17 protein-coding genes are annotated in these 22,426 nt (G+C 61.5%); 5 read left to right on the forward strand and 12 right to left on the reverse strand.

Annotated features, from left to right (window positions below; all coding sequences use genetic code 11):
• Positions 1-321: 321 nt before the first annotated feature.
• Together DW892_RS09370 and DW892_RS09375 are read right to left on the reverse strand one after the other, a co-directional pair.
• The gene (locus DW892_RS09370) at positions 322-750 is read right to left on the reverse strand and encodes a hydrogenase maturation nickel metallochaperone HypA (RefSeq protein ID WP_117767158.1); all 429 of its coding nucleotides are present in this window, start codon (positions 748-750) and stop codon (positions 322-324) included.
• Between the two features lie 34 nt (positions 751-784).
• Entirely contained in the window at positions 785-3,562 is a 2,778-nt protein-coding gene (locus DW892_RS09375; RefSeq protein ID WP_187365021.1) for an FAD-dependent oxidoreductase, read from the reverse strand.
• Between the two features lie 188 nt (positions 3,563-3,750).
• Between DW892_RS09375 and DW892_RS09380 the strand changes: the two genes are divergently transcribed.
• From DW892_RS09380 to DW892_RS09390, 3 genes are all read left to right on the forward strand, one after another.
• Positions 3,751-4,413, forward strand: a complete 663-nt coding sequence (locus tag DW892_RS09380) for a TetR/AcrR family transcriptional regulator (protein WP_117767160.1) — start codon at positions 3,751-3,753, stop codon at positions 4,411-4,413.
• Positions 4,414-4,476: 63 nt separating this feature from the next.
• Positions 4,477-5,484, forward strand: a complete 1,008-nt coding sequence (locus DW892_RS09385; protein WP_117767162.1) for a DUF5692 family protein — start codon at positions 4,477-4,479, stop codon at positions 5,482-5,484.
• A gap of 231 nt (positions 5,485-5,715) precedes the next feature.
• Positions 5,716-7,197, forward strand: coding sequence for a hypothetical protein (locus DW892_RS09390; RefSeq protein WP_117767164.1), 1,482 nt, complete (start codon positions 5,716-5,718; stop codon positions 7,195-7,197).
• Positions 7,198-7,241: 44 nt separating this feature from the next.
• On the opposite strand, the gene DW892_RS09395 is transcribed toward DW892_RS09390, so the two are convergent.
• The 3 genes from DW892_RS09395 to clpB form a co-directional block, all read right to left on the reverse strand.
• The gene (locus DW892_RS09395; protein WP_117767166.1) at positions 7,242-8,594 is read right to left on the reverse strand and encodes an ATP-binding protein; all 1,353 of its coding nucleotides are present in this window, start codon (positions 8,592-8,594) and stop codon (positions 7,242-7,244) included.
• Positions 8,595-8,801: 207 nt separating this feature from the next.
• Positions 8,802-9,002 carry a hypothetical protein gene (locus DW892_RS09400; protein ID WP_233546911.1) on the reverse strand — a complete coding sequence of 67 codons (201 nt, stop codon included), beginning with the start codon at positions 9,000-9,002 and terminating at the stop codon, positions 8,802-8,804.
• 126 nt (positions 9,003-9,128) lie between these two features.
• Positions 9,129-11,756 (reverse strand): ATP-dependent chaperone ClpB, encoded by a 2,628-nt coding sequence (gene clpB, locus DW892_RS09405; RefSeq protein WP_117767170.1) that lies wholly within the window; start codon positions 11,754-11,756, stop codon positions 9,129-9,131.
• A gap of 360 nt (positions 11,757-12,116) precedes the next feature.
• Here clpB and DW892_RS09410 point away from each other — a divergent pair, with 360 nt between their 5' ends.
• Positions 12,117-12,764 (forward strand): hypothetical protein, encoded by a 648-nt coding sequence (locus tag DW892_RS09410; RefSeq protein ID WP_117767172.1) that lies wholly within the window; start codon positions 12,117-12,119, stop codon positions 12,762-12,764.
• A 211-nt stretch (positions 12,765-12,975) separates the two neighbouring features.
• Here the strand turns inward: DW892_RS09410 and DW892_RS09415 are convergent, their stop codons facing one another.
• From DW892_RS09415 to dnaK, 5 genes are all read right to left on the reverse strand, one after another.
• Positions 12,976-15,276: a hydratase gene (locus DW892_RS09415; RefSeq protein WP_117767173.1), complete on the reverse strand. Its 2,301-nt coding sequence runs from the start codon at positions 15,274-15,276 to the stop codon at positions 12,976-12,978.
• Between the two features lie 393 nt (positions 15,277-15,669).
• Entirely contained in the window at positions 15,670-16,086 is a 417-nt protein-coding gene (locus DW892_RS09420; RefSeq protein ID WP_006235210.1) for a heat shock protein transcriptional repressor HspR, read from the reverse strand.
• A 72-nt stretch (positions 16,087-16,158) separates the two neighbouring features.
• Positions 16,159-17,124, reverse strand: a complete 966-nt coding sequence (locus DW892_RS09425) for a DnaJ C-terminal domain-containing protein (RefSeq protein ID WP_055285310.1) — start codon at positions 17,122-17,124, stop codon at positions 16,159-16,161.
• A 108-nt stretch (positions 17,125-17,232) separates the two neighbouring features.
• Positions 17,233-18,075, reverse strand: a complete 843-nt coding sequence (locus DW892_RS09430) for a nucleotide exchange factor GrpE (protein WP_117767175.1) — start codon at positions 18,073-18,075, stop codon at positions 17,233-17,235.
• 2 nt (positions 18,076-18,077) lie between these two features.
• Positions 18,078-19,970 (reverse strand): molecular chaperone DnaK, encoded by a 1,893-nt coding sequence (gene dnaK, locus DW892_RS09435; protein ID WP_117767177.1) that lies wholly within the window; start codon positions 19,968-19,970, stop codon positions 18,078-18,080.
• A gap of 658 nt (positions 19,971-20,628) precedes the next feature.
• On the opposite strand from dnaK, the gene DW892_RS09440 reads away from it, so the two are divergent.
• Positions 20,629-20,814 (forward strand): DUF362 domain-containing protein, encoded by a 186-nt coding sequence (locus DW892_RS09440; RefSeq protein ID WP_006235216.1) that lies wholly within the window; start codon positions 20,629-20,631, stop codon positions 20,812-20,814.
• 204 nt (positions 20,815-21,018) lie between these two features.
• Here DW892_RS09440 and DW892_RS09445 read toward each other — a convergent pair whose 3' ends face one another.
• Complete coding sequence (locus DW892_RS09445; protein WP_117767179.1) at positions 21,019-21,564, reverse strand: transcription repressor NadR; 546 nt, start codon at positions 21,562-21,564, stop codon at positions 21,019-21,021.
• Positions 21,564-22,424: a carboxylating nicotinate-nucleotide diphosphorylase gene (gene nadC, locus DW892_RS09450; protein WP_055250817.1), complete on the reverse strand. Its 861-nt coding sequence runs from the start codon at positions 22,422-22,424 to the stop codon at positions 21,564-21,566. The genes DW892_RS09445 and nadC overlap by 1 nt, the downstream gene beginning before the upstream one ends.
• Positions 22,425-22,426: the final 2 nt, after the last annotated feature.

The following is a 22,426-nucleotide window of genomic DNA, read 5'->3' on the forward strand; positions in this document are numbered from 1 at the left end:
AACGCGGGGCCCGTTCAGGCTGTTGCGTTGAGATTGAAAATCAACCTATTTGTTTAAACGTCTAGTTTTGTTACAAGCTGATTACATTCCAGTATTTTGGCTGATTTGCTGCTGAGGATTGATAGCTGATCTATTTACATGACCGAATTGAGCACGCTGTTCATTATTGCCGGTTTTAAACAGACACAAATGTGCTCGGGTTGAGGCTATTTCGTTTAAACAGATGGTGCTTGACTAATGGTAAGAAATATGCTCTAGCAAAGTAGTCGTTAGGGACGTTCTTTAATGACTAGTCGTTTAAGAACGTCCCCAACGACTTAGTTAGGCGATGTGGAGGGGGTTGGCGGCGTCGACGGCGTCGGGGGCATCGGATAGGCCGTCGGGGACAGCGTCTGTCGGGTCCTCGTCGGGGGTCTCGATCCGCTTGATCATGACCTCCTGGCCCTGCAGCAGATAGGTCTCGCCGCTACCGCAATGGGGGCAGGTCTTGCCGTGCTCGACCGTCGCGTAGTCGCAGCCGCACGCCTCGCAATGCGTCACGGCCTCGACAGGCTCCACAATAAGCTCCGCGCCCTGCGTGATAGGCTTTTTATCTGCCGCCCAGTGCCAAGCATCAAGCAGCAGATCGGGAACGACGCCCGAGACCTCGCCCAGGAGCAGCGTCACGCTCGAAACGCGACTCACGCCATTGGCGCGCGCCACATTCTCGACATCACGAATGATGTGGTAAACAATCCCGAGCTCGTGCACTTTATGTTCCTTCCGCCGTTCCCGTTATGGCCACTTACTTGCGACCGAATTTAATCTTGATCGCACGCTTCAAAGCGTACTTGCCCAGGCTTGGGAGCTTTTGCTCGTATTTGACCATCGTGGAGCACTCGGGGCGGTCGCGATCCAGATGGATGGCGTCAAACGCGCACTTGGTGGTGCACAAGCCGCAGCCGATGCACTTGTTGGGGTCGACGATCGAGGCGCCGCAGCCCAGGCAGCGGGCGGTCTCGGCGCGCACCTGTTCCTCGGTAAAGGTCTCGACGTACTCGCTAAACGGCGCGGCCTTCTCGCGCTCGCGGTCCACGTGGGCAACCTCGCGGCTCGCGTTGTCGTAGCTCTCGATCACGACGTCGTCACGGTCAAGCGCGGTGTAGCGGCGCTGGTTGCGGCCGATGGTGAGCGTGGAGCCCGGCTGCACAAAGCGGTGGATGGACACAGCAGCCTCGTGACCGGCGGCGATGGCGTCGATGGCAAAGCTGGGACCGGTGTAGACATCGCCTCCCACAAAGATGTCGGGCTCGGCGGTCTGGTACGTCTGCGGATCGGCAAGGGCACCCTGGCCGCGGCCGAGCTCCACCTTGGAGCCAGCCAGCAGGTCGCCCCACACAATGGACTGGCCAATCGACATGACGACACGGTCGGCATCGACACGGCGCAAGTCGTTCTCGTCATACTCGGGCGCAAAACGGCCCTCGTCGTCAAAGACACGCGTGCAGCGCTTGAAGGTGATACCGCACACACGACCGGCCTCGTCCAGGTGAATCTCCTTGGGGCCCCAGCCGCAGCTGATGTGAGCGCCATCCTCGATGGCCTCGCGACGCTCCTCCTCGCTGGCAGGCATCTGGGCCTCGCTCTCCAGGCAGAACATCTCAACGTGCTCGGAACCCAGACGGCAGGCGTTGCGGGCGACATCGATAGCCACGTTGCCGCCGCCCACCACGATGGTGCGCCCGGGCAGCGCGTCGATCTTGCCGCTGTTGACCTCGCGCAAAAAGTCGACGGCCACGGTCACGTCCTCGGCATCCTCGCCCGGAATACCGGCAAGGCGGCCACCCTGGCAGCCAATGGCCACGTAAAAGGCCTTAAAGCCCTGCGCGCGAAGCTCGTCGAGCGTCACATCGCGACCGACCTCCACGCCATAGCGGAACTCGGCGCCCATCAGGCGAATGACCTCGACCTCGGCCTCGATAACGTCCTTCTGCAGCTTAAAGCTCGGAATGCCATAGGTGAGCATGCCGCCCGGGCGCTCGTTCTTCTCGAACACGACGGGCTTGTAGCCCTTCTCGGCCAGGTAGAAAGCGCAGGACAGGCCGGCCGGACCGGCGCCGATGATGGCGATCTTCTGGTCGAAGCCGCCGGCACGCGTCGGGGTCACCACAGGCGGGACATAGCGAGTCGCGGCATCCAGATCGCGCTGGGCGATAAACTTCTTGACCTCGTCGATAGCCACGGCCTCGTCCACGCGACCGCGGGTGCAGGCATCCTCGCAGCGGCGGTTGCACACACGGCCGCAGATAGCGGGCAGCGGGTTCTCGCGCTTGATGAGCGCCAGAGCCTCGTCGTAGCGGCCCTGCGCCGCAAGCTTTAAGTAGCCCTGAACGGCAACGTGAGCGGGGCAAGCCGTCTTGCAGGGCGCGGTGCCAGACTCGTGCGTCTCGATGCGGTTGTCGTTGCGGTAGTTGGGCGACCACTTGGTGTGATCCCACTTGGTGGCATCGGGCAGCTCCTGGCGCGGATACTCGGGCACGCGGCCGCCGGCCTTTTTGCTGCAGAGCTTCTGGCCCAGTTTGGCGGCGCCGGCCGGACACACCTCAACGCAGCGACCGCAGGCCACGCACTTGTCCTTCTCGACCTTGGCGACATAGGCTGAGCGCGACAGGTTGGGCGTGTTGAACAGCTGCGAAGTGCGCAGGGCGTAGCACACGTTGACGTTGCAGTTGCAGATGGCGAAGATTTTGTTCTCACCGTCGATGTTGGTGATCTGGTGCACAAAGCCGTTGTCCTCGGCCTGGCGCAGGATGTCGTAGACCTCCTCGCGCGTCACATAATGGCCGCGGTCGGTCTCGACCACGTAGTCGGCCATATCGCCCACGGCGATGCACCAATCGGCCGGGTCGTCGGCGCAGCCCTCTCCCATCACGCGACGGCTCGCGCGGCAGCTGCAGGTGCTGGCGGCATACTTACCCTCGTATTTGTCGAGCCAATGCTCGATATGCTCGATCGGCACCGAGGTGCTCGCGGCATCGATGGCCTTCTCGACCGGAATGACATGCATGCCGATGCCGGCACCGCCGGGCGGCACCATCGGCGTGGCCTTGGACAGCGGCCCCTTGGACGCCTGCTCAAAGAACTTGGCATAGACCGGATGCTCCTCGAGCTGGCTCACGCGCATGTTGAGGAACTCGGCGGAACCCGGCACCAGCATGGGCAGCACCCACTGCTTGGCGCGCTCGGGGTTTTCCCAGTTGTACTCGAGCAGACCCGTGTAGCTCATGTCGTCGAGCATTTTTTCGATCTGGGCCTCGGGCATGCCGGTGATCTTGACCATCTCGGGCAGCGTGTAGGGGCGGCGCATCTTCATCTTGCAGAGCACTTCGGCCTGCTCGTCGGTCGCGGCCTCGGCAAACGACCAGTACTCGTAGCCCAGCAGCTCATCGCGGTGCAGCAGGCGGTTGGTGCAGTGCTCGCATAGTTTGACGATGGCCTCGCGCGGATGCTCCGGTATCGGCGGCACGAACTCCGCGCCGATATCGGGCTCGGTATAGCTAATCCCCGGTCCGTTGAGAATCATGGTTGTCCCTTCTCTTGCCACAGCCCGGCGAGACCGCGGCGCCCCTCTTTGTACGGGTTCGACATGCCCCCATGCCGTTCACCCGCTATTGTTGACATTGTGTCAAAAACAGTATTGACGAACCGTCAACAATATTCAAGACTGTTAGGCGAACGGTCGGGCCCAAACGGACGAAAGGCGGCAAACGCATGAGCGATGGCATAGCAAACATCTCTGTGGTCGACGCCGTCCCCGCGCCTGACAGCGCGGCGAAACGCCTGACGGGCGACGAGCGCCGTCGCGAGATCCTCGCCGCTGTGCGCGCCGTGAGCGCCGAGCTGGGTGTGTCCCATCTTTCGGTATCGGCCGTGACCAAGCGGGCTGGCTGCACGCGCTCGCTGTTCTACCACTACTTTGCCGATATGGACGCCGCCGTCACCGCCGTTATGGACGAGGCGATCGACGGCTTTATCGCCGAGCTCGAGCAGTGGAACGCCAGCCGCACGGTTGGCGACATCGAAGGCGCACTCGACACCGTCGCTCCGCTCTTTAAGCGCCTGGTCGTGAGCGGCCACGAGTTGCCGAGCACGCTCACCTCAAGCAGCGGCGCGCTCTACGGCGGCTTTTTGCACAACGTGGTCCAGCGCGTGGCGCAGTATATCTGCGACACCACCGTGGTGGATTTTGTCGCCCATCATGAGCTACGCATCGACCATGTCTACGAGACGTTCTACACCCTCATCATGGGGTTATTGATGTATATCCGCACGCACCCCGATGTGCCCGACGAGACGGTCAAGGAAATCATCGCCTCGACACTCCACATCGAGGGCTATACCGCCAAGTATCCGGAGCGCAAGCCCCGGAACTGACGACATTTGGCCAAACTGCCCGCGATCGGAAGAGGGGCCGCGGGCGTGTGAAAGGAGAGCAGCATGCTGTTCGATGTTTGGGGTAGCGATACCCTTATCCACTGGGCCGGCTGGGCCATGGTCTTTATTGGCCTCATCGTGCTCAACGAGGTCGGCCGCCGCACTAAGTTGGGCGCGGCAATCATCTTTGGCGTGGCTCCGCTGGCCATGACCATCTACTGCGTCGCCATCGCCATCGGCGTTTCGCAGGGTGCCGAGTGGGCGCTCACCAACCCCACCCATGTGTACCAGAACAGCTGGTTCCACTACGCCAAGGTATACGCGGCACTGGCCGGTTGCTGGGGCTTCATTGCCATTAAGTACCAGTGGGGAAAGATCGGCAAGGCGCATTGGTTCCGCGCGTGGCCGTTTGTGATCGTCGCCATCAACATCATGATCGCCGTCGTGTCCGACTTTGAGAGCGCCTATCACTTCTTTGTCCTGGGCCAGTCCGCTTGGGTCACCTCCGAAGGTGCTACGCAGCTGGCCGGCTGGAACAACGTGTTCAACGGCATCGCCGGTATCATCAACATCTTCTGCATGACCGGTTGGTGGAGCGTCTACGCCTCCGAGGACAAGACCGACATGCTGTGGCCCGACATGACCTGGGTCTACATCATCGCCTACGATATCTGGAACTTCTGCTACACCTACAACTGCCTGCCCACCCACTCCTGGTTCTGCGGCTTTGCGCTGCTGCTGGCGCCCACCGTCGCCGCCTTTATCTGGAACAAGGGCGGCTGGATTCAGAACCGCGCCTTTACGCTGGCCATTTGGTGCATGTTTGCCCAGGTGTTCCCGTTCTTCCAGGAGGAGTCCATCTTTGTGACCCACTCCACGCTCGACCCCGTCGCCGCCACCGCGGTCTCGATCGCCGCGCTGATCGCCAACGTCGCCGCAATCATCTACATCGCCTACCGTGCCAAGAAGCTCGGCCGCAACCCCTATAAGCAGGATGTCTTTGAGGGCACCAGCGATTGGGAGAAGGCCACAGCTCGCCGCTCCAAGGTCGATTACGCGCACGCCGAGTAACATGCCCGGTGCACATGCCGCTTGAATGTGAAGTCGCCTGGCCGACTCCGCGCAATGCAACGTATTGCATGCCCCCGGAAAGCGATTTGTCCGCTTTCCGGGGGCTTTTTGCTGCCGCGAGGATGCGGCCGAACGATGCGCTCAGGTTAAATCGGATCTTATATTTCGTATGCGCTTTATATGGCTCCATTTTTGGGTACAGTGTTGAGCCGATATTGCATTGGGGGATATATGAGCGATGAGACGTATGGCCGCGAGGATGCGGCCCAGGATGCGGAAGCATGTGCCGAAGCCCTGGAGAGCCTTGACCGGATCGCGCTGGACGAGCTCTCGTTTAGCGATTCGGTCGTCGACGCGCAGGACGAGGTGCACGAAGACACTGAGGACGAAGGCAGCGACGCCAAAGACGCTCCTGACGAAGCCGAAGAGGACGATAGCGAGGCCGACGACCAGCCCGGATCCGACACGGGCGAGGAAACCGTCTTGCTCGACAGCTTGCCGGCCGAGGATTCGCTGACCCGTGAGCTTCCTGGCCTAGGTTCCGCACCAGCCGTGGACGAGACCATCGCCATGGGCGATATTCCCCTGCCGTCCGTTCCCTCGGCACGCGAGGCCGAGGTTCGTCATCGTAAGATGTCGCCCAAGCGCCGCAACCTGATGGTTGCCGGCGTTGTGGCCGTCGCGCTCGTCGCCGGCGGCGCAGGCTATGCTGCCTGGAACGGATATCAGCAAGAGCAGGCTACCGCTGTCGCCGCCAATGCGCACACGATGATGTCGGTGCAAATTGGCGTGCATGCCGCGGGCCTCGACTGCTCAACTGGCTCCAAGATTCCCGTGCAGGTGAGCGGGCAGGATTCCGACGGTTCTTCCGTGAGCGAAACACTCTACGTTGATGAGCACGGTCGTGGCATTAAGCTGCTGCCCGGCGATTACACGTTCTCCATCGCCGCCTCCCCCATCGCGGCGGACGGCACCATCTATACCGTCCCGACCACCAAGACGCAGGTCACCGTTAAGAGCGATGGACAGGATTTAAGTGCCCAGGTCACCTTTAAGCTCAAGGTGCCTTCGGCCGACACGGTAACCGACGACCAGATCGATGCCGCCGCCAAATATGCCGAGGAGGGAGGCGCGAGCTCCGCCGCCACCGCCAAGGTGCTCCAGCAGGCGGCAACCGCGCGGCGCGACGCCGCCGTCAATGCCGTGAGCGCGCAAAAGGCACAGGCAGCCCGCGATGCTGACGCTCGCCACAAGGCAACCGACCTCTACCAGCTCGATATCCCCGTCGAGTGGTACGGCAAGGTCGAGACTTGGCAAAATGGCAGCACGCTATGCATCTATCTTGCCGGCGACAGCGATACGCCGATTGTGACGCTCGTCGCGGTGCGCGAGGGCGAGAGCTTTACGCCCGATGAGGGCGATACGGTTTTGGGTGCGGCCAATCTAGGCAACGGTTATACCGTCTACGCCAGCGGCCCCGTCTATCCGTACGTGGTGCCCCAGACCATCAACGGACGGACGCAGAATCCCGTGTCAACCTACCCCATGGACACGGCCATTGAGCTTGTCGAGCTCACGACCGGTAACCGCTACACCTATAGCCAGATCAAGAACGTACTGGTCGGCAAAGACGGCAAGGCAGACGCCGCGACCAAACTCGAGACCGACTACCTCGCCCAGATTCTCCTGCCGAGCATCAAGGCCCAGGACTAGCGGACCATGACACCTGAGTCCTGGCCTCGCAAATCCATAGACGATTAGGAAAGGAGCCACTTCCATGCGGGCACAGCATGTACCACGCCGTGTTTGCATGGAATATCGGCCTGCTCATCCATGGTAACGATTACCGACTCGCCAAGATCAAACTGGGCCATCGCGGCATCGAGCGCGGCAATTTCGCGCTCGCGCGTTTTCTCGCTTGTCATATCCACACTTACCTGAATCAGGCCGTAAGCCTGCATGAGCAGTGCATCCCCAGCCACAAAGTCCACCTCATGGCTTTTATTCTTATCTTTAATCAGCAGGCGGCAAACCGAACCGGGCCGCACGGCGGGGGTCCTTCTTCTGAGCGCATTGAACACCGCGGTCTCGAGCCTCTGACCATGATCCAATGCCGATGCGGGGGAGAACGCTCCGAACATCGCAGGATCGACGGCGTAGACCTTAGACGCAGACCGCGTATTATTTGCAAGCGAACGCGTGAACTCCGGCACCGAAAACAGCAGGTAGGCGTCCTCGTAATACTCAAGTAAGTCGCTGAGCGTATTTCGACTGACGGATATCTGTCTGCTCTTGAACTCGTTGTACACTTTGTTCACTGACAGCTCTCGTCCCGAAGATGCCATGCACCGCGCCAGAAACAGCGAGGCCAAACGGGGGTTCTTGACGTCGTAACGTTCAACGACGTCCATGGCGACCGTTCGCGACGCATATTCCTGTAGCAGCTGAATCGCGTCTGCGGGCGTCTGCTCAAGTGTCGCGATGAATCCCCCTCGCTCGAGATATCCGACCAGATGGTGTCGGAGCAACGCTGCAGCGCTTGAGGAGAAGGGCGCGTTCGACTCAGGAACGCCCCCCGTCTTATATCGGACGTATTCCGAAAAACTCAACGGAAAAAGCTCTCGCACAAGAGAACGGCCCCTGAACTCGCTCTTAAGTTCTGAGGACAGCATCTTAGAAGAAGATCCCGTCACGTAAACGGTCGCCTTCTCCGTATCGACCACGCGTCGCAGAAACGCACCCCATTCGGGTATTTCCTGGATCTCGTCAAAGAAAAGGTAGGCGCCCTCGCCTCGAGCAGCAGGATATAGTGCATAGAATGTATCGAGCACGTCCGCTAGTAGCGATGGCTCATACGGACGCAAGCGCTCATCCTCAAAATTGAAATATAGCATCCGGTCAAGCTCGACGCCTTGGCCCTGAAGCCGCCGTATCTCCTGATACAGGCGATACGTCTTTCCACAACGACGGGCGCCCACAATCACATATACGATGTTGTCGCGCTTTGGCTCCTGCGGGTTGCCCAGATCAAGGTCGCGCTCAAAGACCTGCGGAATCCCCTGTTGCTCAAAGTCCTTTATTTTTTGAGCCACCAAGTCGTTGAATGCCATAATTCTCCAATCTTGCTCTCCTGCTAATCAAGATTATAACGATTCTTGATTAGCAGGAGAGCAAGATTATGCGTATCTTGATTAATGGATAAGCAAGTTTTCTATTAGTGGCCCCTCCCGGAGGATATCGAGCGGCCGAGGGGGCAGGCATGAACGCCTCTAGCCGAAAACAAAGTAGCTAAAAAAGCCCCGTCCCAAATGAGCTACTTAACGCCAGGGGTCGGCTTCGAAGAGGGGCTCGCGCTCGGGGCGACGATCGCTATAAGGATCGTAGCCGTCGTCATCCTCGTTCTCGGCACGGATATAGGGGTCGCGCGGCTTGGGTGCCGGCTTAGGCGCAGGCTTGGGTGCGGCGGGTACGGCATCGGTCGCCGGCGTGTTCGTTTTGTTCTTGTCCATCATCTGCATAGCTCCTTGCCATGTGCTCACGTTCAACACCATCGATTGTCGCACGAAAAAGGGCGGCGGACCCAATCGGATCCGCCGCCCTTGGCGTTTTGCTCTAAAGGCAGATTTTAAGGCATGGCCCAAAATCTACTCGGCGTCGGGGACCTCGTAGGTGGCCGCCGGCGTGTTGTCGCACACGACGGTAAAGCCGCCGTCCTTGTCAGCATCGACCGTCACCTGATCGCCCTCGCGCACCGTGCCGTCGATGATGGCGGCGGCGATGGCGTCCACGACCTCGCGCTGGACCAGGCGCTTGAGCGGACGGGCACCGAACACGGGGTCCAGGCCACCCACGGCGAGCATTTGCTTGGCCGCCGGGGTGATGGCAAGCGTCATGCGCTCCTTGGCCAGGCGTGCGCGAACGTCGGCAAGCTGGATGTCGACGATCTTCTCGATCTGCGCCATGCCGAGCGGATGGAACACCACGATATCGTCGATACGGTTGAGGAACTCGGGGCGGAAGGTCTGAGCCATGGCGGCGTCGACCTGATGGCGCATCTCCTCCTCGTCCTTACCGGACAGATCGGCGATGGCCTTGGAGCCCACGTTGGACGTCATGATGATAATCGTGTTCTTGAAGGACACCTGGCGACCCTGGCCATCGGTCAGACGGCCGTCATCAAGCACCTGCAACAGCACGTTAAAGACATCCGGGTGAGCCTTCTCCATCTCGTCGAGCAAGATCACGGAGTACGGACGACGGCGCACGGCCTCGGTGAGCTGGCCGCCCTCGTCGTAGCCTACGTATCCCGGAGGCGCACCGATCAGACGCTGGACGCTGAACTTCTCCATGTACTCGGACATGTCGATACGCACGAGCGCGCGCTCGTCATCGAACAGGCACTCGGCCAGCGCCTTGGCGAGCTCGGTCTTGCCCACGCCGGTGGGGCCCAGGAAGAAGAAGCTGCCGATGGGCTTGTCCGGGTCGGAGAGACCCGCGCGGCTGCGACGCACAGCCGCGGCCACAGCGGAGACCGCCTCATCCTGACCGATGACGCGCTTATGCAGCTCGCCCTCCAGGCCCTTGAGCTTGTCGAGCTCGCCCTGCATCATCTTGGACACGGGCACGCCGGTCCAGGCACTCACGACCTCGGCAATCTCGTCGGAGGTCACCTGCTCGTTGAGGCCCTCGCCGTCCTGCTCCTTTTGCGCCTCGAGCGCAGCCTCGGACTCCTGAATCTGCTGCTGCAGGCCCGGAATCACGGAGAAGCGCAGCTCGGACGCACGACCCAGGTCGCCGTTGCGCGTCGCGCGCTCCTCTTCGCTCTTGGCCTCGTCAAGCTGGCCCTTAAGCTCCTGCACGTGGTCGATGGCGTTCTTTTGGTTGAGCCAGCCAGCCTTTTGCACGTTGAGCTTTTCCTGGACCTCGGCAATCTCCTGGCGCAGGGCTTCCAGACGCTCCTTGGAGGCGTCATCGGTCTCCTTCATGAGCGCCTGCTCCTCGATCTGCAGCTGGGTGAGCTGACGCGTGGTGGCGTCGATCTCGACCGGCATGCTGTCGAGCTCCATGCGAAGGCGGCTTGCGGCCTCATCGACCAGGTCGATGGCCTTGTCGGGAAGGAAGCGGTCGGCGATGTAGCGATCGGAGAGGTCGGCGGCGGCCACGAGCGCGCTATCGGTGATATGCACGCCGTGGAAGATCTCGTACTTCTCCTTGAGGCCACGCAGGATCGAGATGGTGTCCTCGACGGTAGGCTCGGAGACCATCACGGTCTGGAAACGACGCGCGAGCGCCGCGTCCTTCTCGATGTACTTGCGGTATTCGTCGAGCGTAGTCGCGCCGATCGCGTGCAGATCGCCACGGGCAAGCGCCGGCTTCAGGATGTTGCCGGCGTCCATGGAGCCCTCGGTGGCACCCGCGCCCACGATGGTGTGGAGCTCATCGATGAACAGGATGACCTTGCCCTCGGACTTCTGTACCTCCTTGAGCACGGCCTTCAAGCGGTCCTCGAACTCGCCGCGGTACTTGGCGCCGGCGACCAGCGCGCTCATGTCGAGCTCGATAAGGTCGCGGTCGCGCAGCGTGCTCGGCACGTCGCCGGCCACGATACGCTGGGCGATGCCCTCGACGATGGCCGTCTTGCCGACGCCCGGCTCGCCGATGAGCACCGGGTTGTTCTTGGTGCGACGGGACAGGACCTGGATGGTACGACGGATCTCGTCGGTACGGCCGATGACCGGGTCGAGTTTGCCGGCGCGGGCAAGGTCGCAGATATTGCGGCCGTACTGCTCCAGCGCCTCAAACTGGGTCTTGTCCTCGGCAGACGTCACGCGGTCATCGCCGCGCAGCTCCTCGTAGACCTGCTCGATGCGCTCCTTGGTCACGCCGGCATCGCGCAGTACACGACCAGCCTCGCCTTTGTCCTCGGCAAGCGCCATCAGCAGATGCTCGGTCACCACAAAGCTGTCGCCCATCTTGGTGGCCTTTTTCTCGGCCTTCTCGATGACGCGAACGAGCTCGTTGGACAGGCCCATCTGCTGGCCCTCGCCCGAAACCTTGGGCGCGTGGTCGATGGCATCTTGTGTGGAGCGTACGAGCTGGGCCGGGTCGGCACCGATGCGCTCGATGATCACGGAGATATTGCGCTCGCCGGCACCGAGCAGGGCGGACAGCAGGTGAATCGGCTCCACCGCGCCGGCCTGCGCATCGGCAGCCGTGCTCATGGCGGTCTGCAGCGCCTCGCGCGACGTCATTGCTAGCTTATCGATTCTCATGGAATCACCTCTCTTGGGGCGGCCGCCCTACGGGGCGGCTTCACGTTGTTCGAGAAGTATTGTTGCCAGCTTTGCGCGATTATATACATAAATCTAAGTCTCTATATATAAGATTTTCTGAGTGCTCTCATGACATGCAAACCACCACAAAGGCGCCTGTCCCCTTTGTGGTGGTCCAGAGAAGAATCAGCCCCGATTAAAAGAGGCGGCATCAAGCCCAGTCTACGTTTGGCGATCCCAAATCGAAGCCCAATAGGGCCTTTTAGCCCCCCATTTCGAACGATCGCTTTCTTTTGAATATTGTCGCAAGCTGATATCATTTATTTTAATGATTGCATATTGTAAGCGAGGTGCCCCACCGTGAAACGCTCCACCTATATCGGCCTACTCGTCTTAGCGTTTGCGATTACCGCAGTCGGCGTGGGCATTATCTATCTCGCATTTCTCCCCGCCTCTGCAACGCAGGCGGTGATTGAGACCGTAAGCTATCCCATCGAAATCCTCACCGATATCGTCAAACCCGATTCGATCACCGTCGATTTTGACGGTACGCCCGCAGCGCTTGGGGTCAGCAACTATCCCCGTATCGAACTTGGGGCCACGCGCTATACCAAAGATGAGCAGCTTATCGGTAAGGCAGCCAAGTTGCTCAAAGGCAAGACGTTTAAGCGGTGGTACGGCGCCGTAATATATCGAGTCAAGAATAGCCAAATGAATGGCGGGTATCATTCGACCCTTGAACTCGATGCAGCAAACGGGAGCAGACTGTGCAACGTCTCATACGACCCCGGCTATGTGGACAATGAAGGGCCGGGGGTCTATATCTCGGATGGCGACGTAATCTACGTCATGGAGGGCGACCAGACGGCAGTCGTCAGTTTTATGGATCAGTGTACCGAGGATGCCTACGAACAAACCTGCGAGCCCGATCCACAGACAGCGCGCGACAGCGGCTCAGCACGCACTTGGCTATTTGACGATGAGATAACCTGGACCCCATCGAAATAAGAACCCGCCGGACAGGCACCTTTGTGGTGGTCCAAAAAGAAGCCGCCCCAATAAAAAGGGGCGGCATCAAGTAAGTCTATTTATTAGCGTCCCTCAAGACCCAACGAGAACGCAGAAATGTAGCCCGGGGCTTACCCTTTCCCGAACGCGACCCTCGCGAAGCGCGTGAGCGGGCGGGAAAGGGTAAGCCCCGGGCGGACAATTAAGTGCGTTACTCGGCAGCGGCCTTAAACTTGTTGTAGTTGATCAGGCAGCCGGCCTTGACGATGGCACGCTCCTCTGCCGTCATATCGGCAATGTAGAGCTCAATCTGCTCGACCGCGCCGTCGGCGCGCACCACGTAGGCAGTGATGTTCTTCAGGTCGCCATCGAGCGCGGCGCGGATACCCGGCACAAAGACGTAGTCTCCCACCTCAAAGTTGGGCTCGGCCTCCATCTGGAAGGGCACCATGCCCCAGTTCATCACGTTGGAGCGATAGCGCTTGGTGGCGTACTCGTGGACGATGTTGGCCAGGCCGCCAATTACGCGCTGGCAGCTCGCGGCCTGCTCGCGGGCGCTGCCGTCGCCAGGCTTCTTGGCGTAAATCATGGAACCGAACTCGGTCGCCTTGGCATCGGCCGCGACACCCGCGCCGGCCAGTGCCTCGAACACACCAGCAAGCTCGGCATCGAGCGCCGTCAGATCGCCCGCGGACTCGCCGGCAACGCGGCGCTTCTCCACGGCGTCGACCTCCTTGGAGCGACCCACGTAGGCCGGGTCGCGGCGGCTGAGCGTAAACTCTGCCAGGCCCAGCGGGTTGGAGCGGAAGGAGCTCGTCTCGCCCGAGGGAATGAGCTCGTCGGTCGTGGTGACGGGATCCATGATCTTGGAGCACACCTTGAGCAGGATGTCGTCGCCGAGTGGCTCCATCGCAGGCCACGGCTTGATATTGGGGCCCTCGACCAGCTCGTCTGCAGGCTCGGCCTTGCCAAAGCCCCAGTACACGCGCTTCTTGTAGGGAGCGTCGTCAAAGATGTACTCGCAGGCCTCGTCCCAAGTGTCCTCGGGCAGATCGGTCGCCGGGGTGAGCACGCCACCGTTGGCCGCGGTCGCCGCAATGGAGCGGGCGTCCATCAGGGCCACGGCGCTCAGCTGGCCGTTGCCCGGTTTGGAACCCTCGCGGTTGGGGAAGTTGCGCGTGGTGTGGCGGATGGACAGGCCGTTGTTGGCCGGCGTGTCGCCGGCACCAAAGCACGGGCCGCAGAACGCCGTGCGCACGATCGCGCCGGCCTCCATGAGGTCATACATATAGCCGCGACGCGTGAGCTCGAGCGCCACGGGCTGGCTTGTGGGATAGACCGACAGCGAGAACTCGCCGCAGCCGGTGTTGGCGCCCTTGAGCACGCGGGCAGCCTGGACCACGGAGTCGTAGTTGCCGCCCGAGCAGCCGGCGATAACGCCCTGCTGCACGTGCAGCTTGCCGTCGACGATCTTGTCGAGCAGGCTAAAGTGCGTCTTGCCCTCGCCGATCTTAGCGGCCTCGAGCTCCACCTCGTGAAGGATGTCCTCGAGGTTCTCGTTGAGCTCGTCAATCTCAAAGCCGTTGGAAGGATGGAACGGCAGGGCGATCATGGGCTTGATGCTCGACAGGTCGACCTCGACGCAACCGTCGTAGTAGGCGACATCGGCGGGCTTGAGCTCGCGATAGTCGTCGCCGCGGCCGTGCATGGTTAAAAACGCGTGCGTGTCCTCGTCGGTTGCCCAGATGCTCGACAGGCAGGTGGTCTCGGTGGTCATGACGTCGACACCGTTGCGGTAGTCGGTCGTCATGCTCGAGATGCCGGGGCCCACGAACTCCATGACCTTGTTCTTAACGTAGCCCTTGGCAAAGACGGCGCGGATGATGGCGAGCGCCACGTCGTGCGGGCCGACGCCGGGGCGCGGGGCACCCGTGAGGTAGATGGCAACGACGCCGGGATAGGCGACATCGTAGGTGTCGCGCAGCAACTGCTTGGCCAGCTCGCCGCCGCCCTCACCCACGGCCATGGTGCCCAGGGCGCCGTAGCGGGTGTGCGAGTCGGAACCCAGGATCATCTTGCCGCAACCGGCAAAGTTCTCACGCATAAAGGAGTGGATAACGGCGATGTGCGGCGGGACGAAGATGCCGCCGTACTTCTTGGCCGCGGAGAGGCCAAAGACGTGGTCGTCCTCGTTGATGGTGCCGCCCACGGCGCACAGCGAGTTATGGCAGTTGGTGAGCACGTAGGGCAGCGGGAACTGCTCCATGCCCGAGGCACGCGCCGTCTGGATGATGCCGACAAAGGTGATGTCGTGGCTCGCCATGGCGTCGAAGCGAATCTTGAGCGCCTCGGGGTCGCCGGACGTATTGTGTGCCTGGAGGATCGAATACGCGATGGTTCCGCGTTTGGCATCCTCGGGCGCCTGCGTAATGCCGCGCTCGGCAGCCTCGGCCGCAGGCACGACCTCGCTGCCGCCGCGCAGGTAGATGCCGTCCTCGTACAGCTTGACCATACTGTCTCCCACTCTGCCCAAAAGATTTGGGCGCATAGCATACATTCGTTCAATATCGTGCCATAGAACGGTTGCGAGTTGGTTACGAATCTGCACGTTCACTTTATCTAGGTAAAGTAAAGGACGTGCCGGTCGAGGGCCGGAAGATTTTGTGCAAGAGCGTCCCTTTCGACTAGTCATTTAAGAACGTCCCCAATGACTACCCTACCGCATCCGGAGCAAGGCAACGCCGCAGGCAGAGGACGGACAGCGAGCGCCGTCCAGAGCGAACAAGTTGGCATGAAAAAGGCAAGGCATAGACCTTCTGGTCATGCCTTGCCCTTTGAATGACAAATTGTCGCTCTGGACGGCGCGCAGCGTCAACTGGTCCGCCGTTCGTCAGAACGGCGGAACCTAGAGATCTCCGCCGGCGCCCAGTAGCTTGCGCATGACTTGCTCGGGGTTAACCGAGCCATCGCGCGGGGCCAGGGCGGTGATCTTCTTCTGCATCTTGTACTCGTGCAGCTCATCCTCGAGCTGGCGCACGCGAGCGCGGAGCTTCTCGTTCTCGCGCTCGCGCTCCTCGGCACGCTCCTTCATATCGAGAATGCGCACCACGCCGGCAAGGTTGATACCCTCGTCAGTCAGCTGGTTGATGAGCTCCAGACGCTCGATATCGGCACGCGAATACAGGCGTGTGTTACCGCCCGAGCGCTGGGGGTTCACCAGGCCCTTAGACTCGTAGACGCGCAGAGTCTGCGGATGCATGCCGGTCAGCTCGGCCGCCACGCTGATCATGTACAGCGGTTTGTTCCTATTGTCCTCGGCCATGCTACCTGACCCCTTTCCGTCTCGTTATCGTCCATCATAAGCCCGCGGGCGCGGGCGCGCGCCGCGACCGCCCTAGTACGTCGCCTTGTAACGGTTGACCTTCTCGCGATAGTCGCGCGTGTCGGCCTCGCGCAGCTTGGTCATGGCATCGCGCTCGTCATCGGATAGGTTCGTGGGGACCTGCACCTTGATCTCGACAAGCAGCGCGCCTGTGCGGCCACGGTGCTTAACGTCGGGCGCACCCATCTCCTTAAAGCGGAACTTCTTGCCCGTCTGGGTGCCAGCGGGCACCTTCAGACGAACCGTCGCGCCGCCGGGCGTGGGCACATCCACCGTGCAGCCGAGCGCCGCCTCGTAGACCGAGACCGGTACCTCCATGGTCACGTCGGCGCCTTTGCGCTTGAACAGCGGGTGCTCCTCCACATGCGTGGTCACGACCAGGTCGCCGCGCTCGCCACCCGCAACGCCATACTCGCCGCGACGCTTGTAGCGTAGCTTGCCGCCATCGACCGCGCCCGCGGGCACCGAGACCGTGATGGTCTGCTGCTCGCCTGTCGAGGGAATGCGATAGGTGACCTTGTGCGTCACGCCGCGAAACGCGTCCTCGGCCGTTACGTCGACAGTCAGCGACAGGTCGCCGCCCTTGCGCGCGCGGCTGCGGCCCGCGCCGGCACCGGCAGCGCCCGCGGCCCCGGCAAAGCCCGAGCCCCAATCGCTGCCCCAGGCGCCGTTGCCGCTAAATATGCTGTCGAAGATGTCGCCCCAGCCGCTGGCGCCCGCGCCGGCACCGTAGCCGCCGCCATACGCGCCGCCCGCGCCCGGCATGCCGCCAAACATGAGCATCTGGTCGTACTCTTTGCGCTTCTTCTCGTCCGAAAGCGTTTCGTAGGCCTCGCTAATCTCCTTGAACTTGGCCTCGTCGCCGCCGGCATCGGGGTGATATTTTTGCGCGAGCTTGCGAAACGCGCTCTTGATCTCTTTGTCGGAGGCGCTCTTGGATACGCCCAGGATGTCATAGAAGGTTTTGCCTGCAGCCATCGTAGCTCCTCTCCTGTTACGTCCGCCGTCCATGCAGACGACGGCTCATGCTTTCATATGGCACTAGGTCAGAAAGGGCCCCGGGTGTTGCCCCGGGGCCCTTCTCAATTACTCCTCGGTGCTCTCGGCCGTATCGGCCGTAGCATCCTCGGGCGCCGCTTCGGGCTCCGGTGCGGGGCGCTTCTCGCCACCGTAGGTCACCGTCACCATCGCGGAACGCAGAATACGATCCGCCATGCGGTAGCCCTTCTGGTACACGTCGTTGACGGTCTCGTCATACTGCGATGCGTCCTCGACGCGACCCACAGCCTGGTGCTCGAGCGGATCGAACGCCTCGCCCTTGGGGTCGATGGGCTCAACGCCCTCGTGCGCAAACACATCGAGCAGCTTGGCATGAACCGCATCGACGCCGTCGACGAACTGCTTAAAGTCGTCGGAAAGCTCTTGGCTGCGGGCATGGTCGATCGCGCGCTCGATATCGTCGATCACCGGCAACAGCGCGGTGACAAGCTTCTCGGTCGCGCGCTCGCGCTCGGCGATGCGCTCGTTGGCGGTGCGGCGACGGAAGTTCTCCCAGTCGGCCTGTAGACGGGCAGTGCGCTCGGTGGCGTCCTTCGCCTTGTCCTCGGCGGCCTTCTGGGCCTCTGCCGCAGCATCGAGCTCGCTGCGCACGTCGGTAAGCTCCTTTTGGGCCTGCTCGAACTTGAGCTTAAAGTCGTTGTCGGCGGCTTCCTCACCGGCGCGGATAGCGGCTTCCACCATCTCGTCCTCGGTCATCGTCGCCTCCTTGTTGGAATCCTCTACCTGGTTCTCGGCAGCCTCGGCGGCCTCGGCCTCGTTGGCCTCGGTATCGTCGACGGCCTCTACGGGAATCTTCACGTCCTTCTCCTCAGAGTCAACGGGGGCGGCGCCAGCGGCAGCCGCCTCCGTGCGAGCTTTACGGGCGGACATGATTACTTGTCCTCGTCGTCCACAACCTCGTAGTCGGCGTCGACCACGTCATCGTCGGCAGGCTGGGCGCCGGCGGCACCGTCGGTCTGCTGCTGAGCGTCGGCGTAGACAACCTGGGCCAGCTCGTAGGCCACGGACTGCAGGGACTCGCCGGCGGCCTTGATGGCCTCGACGTCAGAGCCCTCGAGCGCCTTCTTGGCGTCGGCGATAGCGGTCTCGGCCTTGGACTTCACTTCGGCGGAAACCTTTTCGCCCAGCTCGTTGAGGGTCTGCTCGGTGGAGTAGCACAGGCTATCGGTCTGGTTGCGGACCTCGACCTCCTCCTTCTGCTTCTTGTCCTCCTCGGCATGGGCCTCGGCGTCCTTGACCATGCGATCGACTTCGTCATCGGAAAGCGCGGTGGAGCCGGAGATGGTGATCTGCTGCTCCTTGCCGGTGCCCTTGTCCTTAGCAGAGACCTTGACGATGCCGTTGGCGTCGATGTCGAAGGTGACCTCGATCTGCGGCACGCCGCGGCGGGCAGCCGGGATGCCGGTCAGCTGGAACTTACCGAGCGACTTGTTGTCGCGAGCAAGCTCGCGCTCGCCCTGGAGCACGTTGATCTCGACGCTGGTCTGGTTGTCGGCAGCGGTGGAGTAGACCTCGGTCTTGGAGGTCGGGATCGTGGTGTTGCGATCGATCATCTTGGTCATGATGCCGCCCATGGTCTCGACGCCCAGCGACAGCGGGGTAACGTCGAGCAGCAGGATGCCCTCGACGTCGCCGGTGAGCACGCCGCCCTGGACGGCAGCGCCGTCGGCAACGACCTCGTCGGGGTTCACGGACATGTTGGGCTGCTTGCCGGTCATGGTCTTGACGAGCTCCTGGACGGCGGGCATACGGGTGGAGCCGCCGACGAGGATGACCTCGGTCAAATCGGAGAGCTTAAGCTTGGCGTCACGCAGGGCGTTGGTGACAGGCTGCTTGCAGCGCTCGAGCAGGTCGCGGGTGATCTTCTCGAACTCGGCGCGGGTCAGCGTGTAGTTGAGGTGCAGCGGGCCGGACTGGTTCATGGTAATGAACGGCAGGTTGATGGTGGTCTGCTGGGCGGCGGAGAGCTCCTTCTTGGCGTTCTCGGCGGCCTCCTTCAGACGCTGCAGGGCCATGGGGTCCTGACGCAGGTCGACACCGTTCTCCTGCTGGAACTTATCGGCCATCCAATCGATGACGCGCTGATCCCAGTCGTCGCCGCCCAGGTGGTTGTCGCCCGAGGTGGACAGAACCTCAAACACGCCGTCGGCGAGGTCGAGGATGGAGACGTCGAAGGTGCCGCCGCCCAGGTCGAAGACCAGGATGCGCTGGTCGGTGCCCTGCTTGTCCAGGCCATAGGCAAGAGCAGCAGCAGTCGGCTCGTTGACGATACGCTTGACGTTGAGGCCGGCGATCTTACCGGCGTCCTTGGTGGCCTGACGCTGGGCGTCGTTGAAGTAGGCCGGGACGGTGATGACGGCGTCGGTGACGGTCTCGCCCAGATACTTCTCGGCGTCAGCCTTCATCTTGGCGAGCGTCATGGCGCTCACCTGCTCGGCGGTGTAATCCTTGCCCTCGATATCGACGACGGCACGGCCACCCTGGCCCTCCTTGACCTCATACGGCACGGTCTTGATCTCGGAGGTGCACTCGGAGTACTTGCGGCCCATGAAGCGCTTGATGGAGAACACGGTGTTCTTGGGGTTGGTGACAGCCTGGTTCTTAGCGGCCTTACCCACGACGCGGTCGCCGTCGGCACGGAAGCCCACGACGGACGGGGTGGTGCGGTCGCCCTCGGCGTTCACGATAATGGTCGGAGAACCGCCCTCGAGAACGGCCATTGCGGAGTTAGTAGTACCAAGGTCGATACCAAGAATCTTACTCATTAGAAATTCCCTCTCTCTTTTGCGTTCGCGCCGCCTCGACGATCTGTCGCGCGGCGCTTCGGCTTGTCTTTCAGGATGTAGTGTATCCCCTTATGGGCCGGAATATACAAAATCTAAGTCAATTCATATAAGATTTCTTATTGCTGAGAGTTTAGGTTCTTAAATGCGCAGGTAGATGCGCTGAATGAGTTCTCGGCAAATCTATTGAGATCTATGTAGAGATGGCTGAGGCTTGGGTCCGGGGGTGCCTGGGGGCCGTCTTGCGGCAAGCGCATCCCGGTTTGAGCGTGGATTCCGGGTCGCAGTTTCCGTCTGAAGGCTCAACCGGAAACCGTATCCCGTTTTGAGAGCTGATACCGGGTCGCAGTTTCCGCTAGCGGGCCCAACCGGAAACTGCGACCCGGTTTTCGGCCAAATAACGGGATGCCCTTTCCGCAGGCGCGCTCAATAGGTCAATATTACAAGTCACCTATAGCTAACATTTGCGCAGCTCAACGGCCCCACCTGCGCGTTTTTTAGTAAACCTTGGCATACTCGGCGAACGGTATGAAGATGCCGGCCAGAGGGTATTGCAAACGGTCGCTCCCGTGGTATGTTTTTGCCCGAATCAAACCGGCGCGCATCGCCTGTAGCGTCGGTCAACAGAGAGGAAACTACCATGGCTCATCCCGTAATTGATGCCGACGAGTGCATCGCTTGTGGCGTTTGCGTCGACTCCTGCCCCGCTGGCGTTCTGGAGCTCCAGGACGTCGCTACCGTCGCTGACGAGGATTCCTGCGTCGCCTGTGGCGCTTGCCAGGACGCTTGCCCCGCTGGCGCGATCACCGAGATCGTCGAGGAGTAACAACTCCCCCACTTGCACACTCAAGAGTACACCGTGCACAAAAAAGGAGGCTTCCGCATCGCCGCGGAGGCCTCCTTTTGTTTGTACAGGCAGCTAATTGGGGACGGGGCTACCTTGGCAGTTGCGGTGGAATAGTTCCTGGCTCATTGCTTAGGTGCCGATTGTAGGAACTATTTCACCGCAACTTATAAAGACAGTATCGGGTTAGGACAAATCATCCTCGTAGGGCATTAAATCGGCAAGGTAGCCCTTCTCCTTGAGTATGGCCTCGATCTCGTCGAGGGTCTGCTCGTCCTCCGCCGCGATGCGATGGAAGTGGTAGCCGCTCGTCACCGTTAGTAGTGGAAAGCTCTTGCCGCTGGCGATGCCCTCTAGGTAGCGCTCAACATCGCGACGATTGCGAATGTCCAGGTCGGCCGTGATCTTACCGTACACGCGGTGATTGACGATCACGTTGAGCACGGCGCCGCCGGCGTCGACGATACTCGTGAGCTCATCGCCTGCCTGCTCCACGCTGTGGCGAACCTTGACCAAGCGCGTGGGCACGGCGGGGCTGCTGGGGGCCTCCTGCAGCACGTAGCCGCGGTTGGTTGCCACGACATCGTGCCCATCGGCGCGCAACAGGGCAATATCCTGAACCACGACCTGGCGGCTCACGCCAACCTCGCGGGCAAGTGCGCTGCCCGAAACGGGCTCCCTGGCTCCCTCGAGCACGCCCATGATGGCACGACGGCGCTCGCGGGCGTTCATTATTTACCGTCCAGCAGACGCAGGTGCTTAAGCGAGAGGTCGAGGATCGGGGCGGAGTGTGTCAGCGCGCCCGAGCTAATAAAGTCGACGCCCAGATCGGCCAGGGCGCGAATATTGCTGGCGTCCACATTGCCCGAACACTCAGTCTTGGCGCGACCGGCGATAAGCTCAATCGCGGCAGCCATGTCGTCGTGGGTCATGTTGTCGAACATGATGATGTCGGCGCCGGCTTCCACGGCCTCGCGCACCATGTCCAGGTTCTCGCACTCGATCTCGACCGTCGTGGTAAACGACGCGTGGGCGCGCGCCATCTCAATCGCGCGCGCCACGCCACCGGCGGCGTCGATGTGGTTGTCCTTGAGCATGACGGCCGTCGACAGGTTGTAGCGATGGTTGCTGCCGCCGCCGATCTCAACCGCCGCCTTCTCGAAAACGCGCATGCCCGGCGTGGTCTTGCGTGTGTCGACAAGCACGGTCTTGGTACCCTCGAGCGCCGCTGCCATTCTGTGCGTATAGGTAGCGATACCGCTCATGCGCTGCAGGTAGTTGAGCGCCACGCGCTCGCCCGAAAGCAGCACGCGCGCATCACCGCGCACCTGGCCCACGTGGTCGCCGGCGTGCACCTCGTCACCGTCGGCAACATCAAACAGCACCGAGCTCTGCGAATCCAGCAGCTCAAAGGTGCGGGCGAACACATCCAAGCCCGCGATGATGCCATCGGCCTTGGCGATGAGCTCCACCGTGGCGGGGCGCGCCGTGGGGCACACGCTCGCCGTGCTCACGTCCTCAAACGTAATGTCCTCGCGTAGAGCCTGCAGAATCAGATCATCGACGACGAGCTTCATGGTAATGGGATTCATGG

It is taken from the genome of Collinsella sp. AM40-7AC (genome assembly GCF_003468125.1).
Taxonomy (GTDB): Bacteria; Actinomycetota; Coriobacteriia; order Coriobacteriales; family Coriobacteriaceae; genus Collinsella; species Collinsella aerofaciens_O.